Source organism: Ideonella lacteola (assembly GCF_038066555.1).
Classification (GTDB): Bacteria; Pseudomonadota; Gammaproteobacteria; order Burkholderiales; family Burkholderiaceae_C; genus Ideonella; species Ideonella lacteola.
In genome coordinates this window covers 1-7,903 of sequence record NZ_JBBUTG010000049.1, presented here as the reverse complement: position 1 = coordinate 7,903, position 7,903 = coordinate 1, and the positions used below count along the sequence as shown (strand labels likewise).

The 7,903-nt window shown below is 59.9% G+C and carries 7 protein-coding genes; all 7 read right to left on the bottom strand.

Annotation, left to right across the window (positions count from 1 at the left end; translation table 11 throughout):
* Positions 1-176: 176 nt before the first annotated feature.
* On the bottom strand, positions 177-566 hold the full coding sequence (locus tag AACH06_RS29685) for a hypothetical protein (protein ID WP_341429443.1): 390 nt from the start codon (positions 564-566) through the stop codon (positions 177-179).
* Positions 567-2,112: 1,546 nt separating this feature from the next.
* Entirely contained in the window at positions 2,113-2,484 is a 372-nt protein-coding gene (locus tag AACH06_RS29680) for a hypothetical protein (protein ID WP_341429442.1), read from the bottom strand.
* Between the two features lie 53 nt (positions 2,485-2,537).
* Positions 2,538-2,936, bottom strand: a complete 399-nt coding sequence (locus AACH06_RS29675) for a hypothetical protein (RefSeq protein ID WP_341429441.1) — start codon at positions 2,934-2,936, stop codon at positions 2,538-2,540.
* 193 nt (positions 2,937-3,129) lie between these two features.
* A complete protein-coding gene (locus tag AACH06_RS29670; RefSeq protein WP_341429440.1) occupies positions 3,130-3,375 on the bottom strand; it encodes a hypothetical protein in 246 nt (81 codons plus the stop codon).
* 1,230 nt (positions 3,376-4,605) lie between these two features.
* Positions 4,606-5,091, bottom strand: coding sequence for a DUF4262 domain-containing protein (locus tag AACH06_RS29665; protein WP_341429439.1), 486 nt, complete (start codon positions 5,089-5,091; stop codon positions 4,606-4,608).
* Positions 5,092-5,199: 108 nt separating this feature from the next.
* Positions 5,200-5,535: a hypothetical protein gene (locus AACH06_RS29660; protein WP_341429438.1), complete on the bottom strand. Its 336-nt coding sequence runs from the start codon at positions 5,533-5,535 to the stop codon at positions 5,200-5,202.
* A 1,507-nt stretch (positions 5,536-7,042) separates the two neighbouring features.
* Positions 7,043-7,435 (bottom strand): hypothetical protein, encoded by a 393-nt coding sequence (locus AACH06_RS29655; protein ID WP_341429437.1) that lies wholly within the window; start codon positions 7,433-7,435, stop codon positions 7,043-7,045.
* Positions 7,436-7,903 lie beyond the last annotated feature (468 nt).

Sequence of the window (7,903 nt, the reverse complement as noted above, 5' to 3'; positions counted from 1 at the left end):
CGGAGGACGGACAGCCCACGCTGACGATGAAGCTGGCACCCAGAAACCGTAGACACGTCGCTGAGACTTCACCAGACTGCTGCTATCTGATGCCTAACGTTCGACGTAAGGGGCTGGCCACAGGCCAGTCCCCTTGACGGAGGGGTTAGGCGGCATTTTGCTGTGAATGCGTTTCGTCACAGTTGCAGCCACTTCGCGAGGTCCAGCACCTGCTCACCAAGAAGGAATCCTCTGGCCACTCTTACGATGGTGGCGGACGGGACAACGAATTCGTTCGGCACTTCCTCGCCATCTCCCGGATCGCAGCCCATGAAGACGAGCTTGGTTATCCCGTTCTTAGGAAGCTCTGAGCCGCCCAGACATCGGTACCCCGGATTATCGAATTCTGGAAGGAAGTGAACGTCGCCAACATTTCCACCGATCCGAATTGCGAGGCAGGCGTACTCTGCGCCGTCCGGCGAGAGCCAAAGATCAGCCCCGCCGCGCTCATCGCGCAAGGACAATGCTGCTTCAAGACTCGCCGCGTCTTCAACGTGCCAAGTTTGCCGATAGCCTTCCAGCTTCAAGCCAACGCTCCCCAATGCCGCCTAACGTTCGACGTAAGGGGCTGGCCGCAGGCCAGTCCCCTTGACGGAGTGGTTAGGCAGAGCGGCCAGAGCAACGAGATGCCCGAAAGGCAATGCCTCCACCGGCAAGTATTTCGAACCTGGTGGCCCGACGAGCCAGTGACTGGCAAAGCAGAGTGCTTGCATAACAAGTGCTAAAACGCTGGCCGGACGAGACGGAGGATTCCAACTACCTCGGCAATGCGCTGAAGGCTCGGCGAGGCAGAGATTTCCCACAGAGTACCACCGGCGCCGGACACGCGGGACAGCGTGAGACCTTGGCATGCTGCAGCGGCCATCCACGTGTGCCCAAGCTGCCTTGAATACGGTGCAAACCGCCGCGGACCGTGCGCTGGCTGCCGAAGGACGGACAGCCGACGCAGACGGTTGAGTCACCACCAGAAGGCTCCGGTATGCGATCGCGCCTTCACCCACCTGAAGTCTTTGATGCCTAACGTTCGACGTAAGGGGCTTGCCGAAGGCAGGTCCCCTTGACGGAGGGGTTAGCCGGCTGTGAATTGAGCACCCAACCGGCGATGAGCGGAGTTTGCCACCCCTGACGTGACAACTTGGCTCGGCTGGCCTGGCGCTGAAGACCTTGAACTGCTTCATCTGGCCAGCCAGACCGCGACGCTGGCTGACGGGCTGTTTCTACCCTGCTGACCAGGCGCTGCGAACTCAACGCCATGAGACGGCGGCCAAACTGTCTTTGGTATTCACCATCCGATGAGCGACAAGGCCGGCGATCACAGGCAATGCCACCAAGCAGCAAGGGTGCGGCGTGGGGCAGACTTGTTCGGCCCCGCGCTGCACGCTTGATGCGGCTTGACCGAAGGCACCAGTTTTCAACAACGGTGGCAACGCGAGCAGCGGGCGAAGCCTGTTGCGATAACGGTTGGAGCCCGTGATGGCCAAAGTGCTGAGCCAAGGCCAAAGACGCTGCGCACTGACCTCCCACTTTGCCTCCCTCAGACGGCTAACGTTCGACGTAAGGGGCGGCCCGCTTGCGGGACGTCCCCTTGACGGAGGGGTTAGGTGCTAGCGGTGGAGTACGCACAACATGCCATCGTGATTGATTGCGACCGCCAACTTGCCTGGAACGACAGAGATGAATCCTTCAAACACGCTTGAGTCTCCAACCAGCGATTGCACAAGCGGAAGCCGCTCAATTCTGGGCCGTTCGTGCCCACAGCGCAAAACCGTAACCTCAGCCGAAGCGTGAAGCGAAAACAAAGGGGTTGCAAGGGGCGCTTGAGCGCTCTGCTTCCACTCGGAGATTACCTCTGAATCAATGTGCTCCCAGACCCGCCAGGGATCAATCTTTGACCACCGCTTGGGATCTCGCGATATCAGCTCTGAAAACCTGGAGGCGAGGTCTTCTGGGAGAAACGCACCGAACAGGGTGCGTGCTTCCTCCAGCAACGGGTCGGAACTCATAGCACCTAACGTTCGACGTAAGGGGCTGGCCGCAGGCCAGTCCCCTTGACGGAGGGGTTAGGTTGCAGCGTCACAGCGGCCCCTGCTTGGACCGCTCGAGGAACTGAGCGGCAACACACGCGATGATGACTGTGGGAATGTATGCAGCGAGGAAGGGATACGCCATGGAAAGGAAGTCGTTGGCTGAGCCGCCTGAAAGAGGAATTGCGATCAAGCCTGCCAAGAGCGGAACGAAAGTCAGCTTGCGGTGTGAGCAGGACAGCAGTCTCGCGGTACAGCCGAGGCCAGCAAGGAGACCGACCGGCACGGCGATGAGGGCCACCAGGACTGCCAGTAAGTCACCGCCGCTGGCCCACGAACCGGCTCCTTGAGCAAAAGCGGGACTGCTTCCAAAGAACGAAAAAGAGGCAATGCCTCTCACGCCTGCGTTCACTTCATGCAACCTAACGTTCGACGTAAGGGGCTGGCCGCAGGCCAGTCCCCTTGACGGAGGGGTTAGGTGGCATTTTGAACGCGATGTAGCAACACCGACCGTACCAGTGTTGGTGCCCCAACAAACAGCCCGGCAAGGAAAAGGAAGAGGTCCGCCGGCCCACCGAACATGCCGGAGTTCAAGAATGCCTCGCTGACGGTTGACGCTCCCGCAGCCGTTCCAATTGCGGTATCAATAACCGCAAGCGCGAGAACGATCGCCAGCCATTGCGCGGCGTACTTGATGGCATCTCTCAGGGGAATGGGCGGTGGGGCCTTGGAACTCCAAAGGTAACCATTGAGAGCGCCTAAGGCAACAGCCAGAACTGCCTGAAACCAGACGGGGATATGGAGCGCCTGCTGCAGGTTCAGCACTGCCAGCAAGAGCAAGGTTCCAGTGACGAGGCCTGCGATGTGTGCCATATGCCACCTAACGTTCGACGTAAGGGGCCTGCCGAAGGCAGGTCCCCTTGACGGAGGGGTTAGGGCTCACCCGGGAAGAGGCGATGCCCTCACTCTCGGCAGGCGTGGCGAAAGGCATGGCGGTGGCTGCGGACAATGCTCAGGAATGGTGATCGAACGTGGGAATACTGTGCATTGGCGATCGAGTTGGCTACTAGGGGGACTCGATGGCTTTGACGTTACCGGCCTCGAGATTGATGCGAACGACTACGGGGCCATCGTAGAGCTTGCCGGATGCCACGCCTTCAAAGACTGCACACCAGAAGACAGGTGTCCTGCCCCTCGTTTCAGTTTCGATGTCGTCCGGCGCCACACGCGACAAAGTGCCTTCAATGCCGAGCGCGCTCGCATAAGCCATTGCCAGTGAATGCGCGTTGGCCGCGGCTTCTGCAAGCGACATGCGACGGATGCTGTCTCGCATGGACTATGAGCCCTAACGTTCGACGTAAGGGGCTGGCCGCAGGCCAGTCCCCTTGACGGAGCGGTTAGGCAGAGTGGCCACCGCACCGAGATACCTGAAACGCAATGCCGCAACCGACATGTATTTCAAATCCGGTGCCCGACGAGCCGGTGACTGGTAAGGCAGAGTGCTTGCATAACAAGTTCTACGAGGCTGGCCGGACGAGACGAAAAGCTTGAACTGCCTTAGCAATGGGCTGAACGCTGACCTTGGCAGAGATGGCCCACAGAGTACCACCGGCGGTGGCCAAGGAGAGCGAATCCAGCGACCGTAGCGTGCTGCTGCGGCTACCCACACGTGCCCACGCGGCCAGGAATACGGCCGGAGCCACCACGGCCCGTGCGCTGGCCGCCGAAAGACAGACCGCCCACGCTGACGATGAAGCTGGCACCCAGAAACCGTGGACATGTCGCTGAGACTTCACCGGCCCTGCTGCTTTCTGATGCCTAACGTTCGACGTAAGGGGCTGGCCGCAGGCCAGTCCCCTTGACGGAGGGGTTAGGCAGAATGGCCAGAGCACCGAGACGCCTGGAACGCAATGCCACAACCGATATGTATTTCAAGCCAAGTGGCCAGACGAGGCGGTGACTGGCAAAGCAGAGTGTTTGCATAACAGGTGCTACGACGCCGGCCGGACGAGACAAACGATTTCAGCTACCTTGACGGAGCGCTGATCGATCGCCGTGGCAGAGATGCCCCGCAGAGTACCACCGGCGCTGACCAAGCGGAGCAACTTGCGGCCTTGGCATGCTGCCGTGGCCACCTACATGTGCCCCAGTAGACTTGAATACGGCTTGAACCACCAAGGACCGTGCGCTGGCCGCCGGAGGACGGACAGCCCAAGCCGAAGAGTGAGTTGCCCCAAAGAAGGCTCGGACATGTCGCGGTGCCTTCACCAACCCGCTGCCTACGAACACTGCAGCAAGGTAGAGAGACGCGGCGGTGATTAGGGAGATTGCCAGCGTTCGCTTCAGACCACGCTGACGACGGAAACCCGGGACACTGACGACTGGATGCCACTCACTACCGGTGAAACTTGTGCCGCAGCTCGAGCATTGCTCAGCATAGGCCGAGACCCGCTTTGCGCAAACAGGGCAATGCATGACGCCTAACGTTCGACGTAAGGGGCGGCCCGCTTGCGGGACGTCCCCTTGACGGAGGGGTTAGACCTCACGGCCGGTTGGGCCGCTGACGGCCAAGCATGACCTGATTGCTCTTGAACCATTGTGAAGCACCTGCCTGCCACGGCCACACACCTGTTGTCGTTGGATAGATAAGCTGGACTGTGGAGAAGGGCTTCCCCTTGTAGTAGCGATCGCAGCCAAGTGCGTAGTCGTGCAGTCGGCTTGGCTTGACGGGTTCGATGTAGATCGAGAAGCCTGCCAAGAAGCCTGAGTACAGCACCCCGCGCTCGAACTTGGTGCCGGCTCGAACTTGACGGTTGTACTCATTGACCATGAAGTGACCCAAGCTCGGCTGCACCCCGATGACGATGGCTTCCGGGGCACCAGTCATTTCCTGAATGCCAACCGAATAGGAGAACGCCGGTTGCTTCTCTTCAGGATCAAAGACACTGATCACATGGCATCCGTACTCGCGGATGTCGTCCGCGACGCGCTTGTCGTTCGCTGCACGACGCTCGGCAAGAGTGCTCATGCGGTCTAACGTTCGACGTAAGGGGCGGCCCGCCTGCGGGACGTCCCCTTGACGGAGGGGTTAGGCATTGGCGGCCAGCGACACTGAACGAGGAAGAACGGCATGCGGTTAGTGCTTTTTGGTGAGTTCCACACCGTCCACGGTCATCTTCCAGGCGTCGCCATCAGCGTGCGGCGGAACTGAGACAACAAACGTAGTGGACATTGGGCCAATGCCTACAACGAAGTTGTCTCCTTGAAACTCCTTAAGCGGAGCGTCGATCGACTTGTTGACGCCACCTTCAAGGCGGCGGTAAGCAACACTACCATCCTGAGTGATGAGCAGGGCCATAGCTGTTCCGTGCCACTCTCCGACATACGCGGCTTTCTCCTTTGGAATTGGCTTGGCGCAAGCCAAAAGAGCGAACCCGAGAGCGAGGACTATGAGGTTCTTGAGTGAGTGCATCGGTTGAATTCTGATGCCTAACGTTCGACGTAAGGGGCTGGCCGCAGGCCAGTCCCCTTGACGGAGCGGTTAGGCAGAACGGCCAGAGCACCGAGATGCCTGGAACGCAAGACCTCCACCGACATGTATTTCATGCTTGGCAGCCAAGCGAGGCGCGCGTTGGTGAAGCAAGCGATTTGCATGACAATTGCTACGACGCTGGCCGGACGAGACGAAGGACTTCAACTGCCTTGGAAAAGCGCAGCAAGCTTGCCTTGGCAGAGATTGCCCACAGAGTACCACTGGCGGTGACCAGGGAGAGCGATTCGAGCGACCTGGACGTGCTGCCGCGGCCACCCACATGTGCCCAAGCTGACTTGAATACGGCTTGAGCTGCCACGGTCCGTGCGCTGGCCGCCGAAGGACGGACAGCGCACGCTGACGATGAAGCCGGCACCCAGGAACCGTTGACATGTCGGCGAGCCTTCACCGGCTTGTTACCTTCTGATGCCTAACGTTCGACGTAAGGGGCTGGCCGCAGGCCAGTCCCCTTGACGGAGGGGTTAGGCAGAGCGGTTAGGGCACCGAGATGCCTGGAACGCAACGCCACGACCGACATGTATTTCATGCCCGGCAACCATGCGAGATGCGCGTTGATGAAGCAAGGGACTCGCATGACAAATGCTACGACGCTGGCCGGAAGAGAAGAAGTATTTCAATTGCCTCGGCAGAGCGCTAAAAGCTTGCCGTGGCAGAGATTGCCTACAGAGTACCACCGGCGCTGACCAGGCAGAGCAACTTGCGGCCTTGGCATGCTGCCAAGGCCACCCACATGTGCCCAAGCTGACTTGAATACGGCTGGAGCCGCCACGGCCCGTGCGCTGGCCGCCGAAGGACGGACAGACCACGCTGACGATGAAGCAGGCACCCAGAAACCGTGGACATGTCGCTGAGACTTCACCGGCCCTGCTGCCTTCTGATGCCTAACGTTCGACGTAAGGGGCTGGCCGCAGGCCAGTCCCCTTGACGGAGGGGTTAGGCAGAGCGGCCAGAGCACCGAGATGACTGGAACGCATTACCGCCACCGACATGTATTTCCCGCCTGGGCGCCAAACGAGGCGTGCGTTGGCGGAGCAAGAGACTTGCATGACAAATGCTACGACGCTGACCGAACGGGACGAAGGACTTCAACTGCCTTGGCAAAGCGCTGCAAGCGTGCATTGGCAGAGATGGCCCACAGAGTAACACCGGCGGTGACCAAGGAAAGCGATTCCAGCGACCTTGATGTGCTGCTGCGGCCACCCACATGTGCCCAAGCTGACCTGAATACGGTGGGAACAGCCACGGACCGCGCGCTGGCCGCCGAAGGACGGACAGCCCACGCCTACGACAAAGCCGGCACACAGAAACCATTGACATGCCGCTGAGACTTCACCGGCCGTGCTACCTTTTGATGCCTAACGTTCGACGTAAGGGGCTGGCCGCAGGCCAGTCCCCTTGACGGAGGGGTTAGGCATCGCCCCGCTGTTCATTTGCCCGCCCTTGGCTTCTTGCGTTCTGGCGGGAGAGGGGGCCAAGAGTTGGTTTCGGTCATGTGGATGTTGGCTTCGACCGTTTGAATCATGGACTCTGCCTCATCTTTGACAGTGGTGTGCTCGAGGTTCTGCCAAGGGATGAGGGTGTGCCAAGTGCGCTTGTACTTGACGGCCCGATAGCTCACCGACGCAGCCTTGGAGTTCAAGTTTGTCGAAAGACCCTCGATGGTGCCAGTAGCGAGAATCTCGCGTACAAGCTGCGGCTTGTTTTGGGATCTTTGCTTCGCCATCTCCAGGGCGTCAGAGAGAAGCGCTTGGTGCTTGGCGGAGAGATCTGCCAACGTCTCCGGATCGTCTCGCACGGTTTTTCGTCGGAACGTGGCCATCGTGCTGCCTAACGTTCGACGTAAGGGGCCTGCCGCAGGCAGGTCCCCTTGACGGAGGGGTTAGGCGAACCCGACTGAGCAAGGAGATGCCCGGAACGCGACGCTACCAACGGAGGGGCACAGCGGTGCAAGTGGCACTCGGCGGAACGAAGGCTGCGGGTTGTTTGTTGCATTTCGATGGCCAGCAGTAGGCGAGTTGTTGAACTGCGACTTTCTGCATTCTGACGCCGGATGACCGAGCGGGCCAACGCCAGAATGGCAGAGGGCTTCGAGCAAGTACGGTGCGCTTGACAGACGCTTGGCTGTCCTTGGATTGCCGGGCGCTTCAACATGGACATTGTCGCGAATGCGGTAAGCAGCCAGGGAACACATGTTGATCTGACAGCGCCCTGGTAGTGAACATCTGTCCGCTTAGAAGGAGTCGGACACGTGAACACTTATGGGGTCGATCTGATGGGCCGGCGGCGT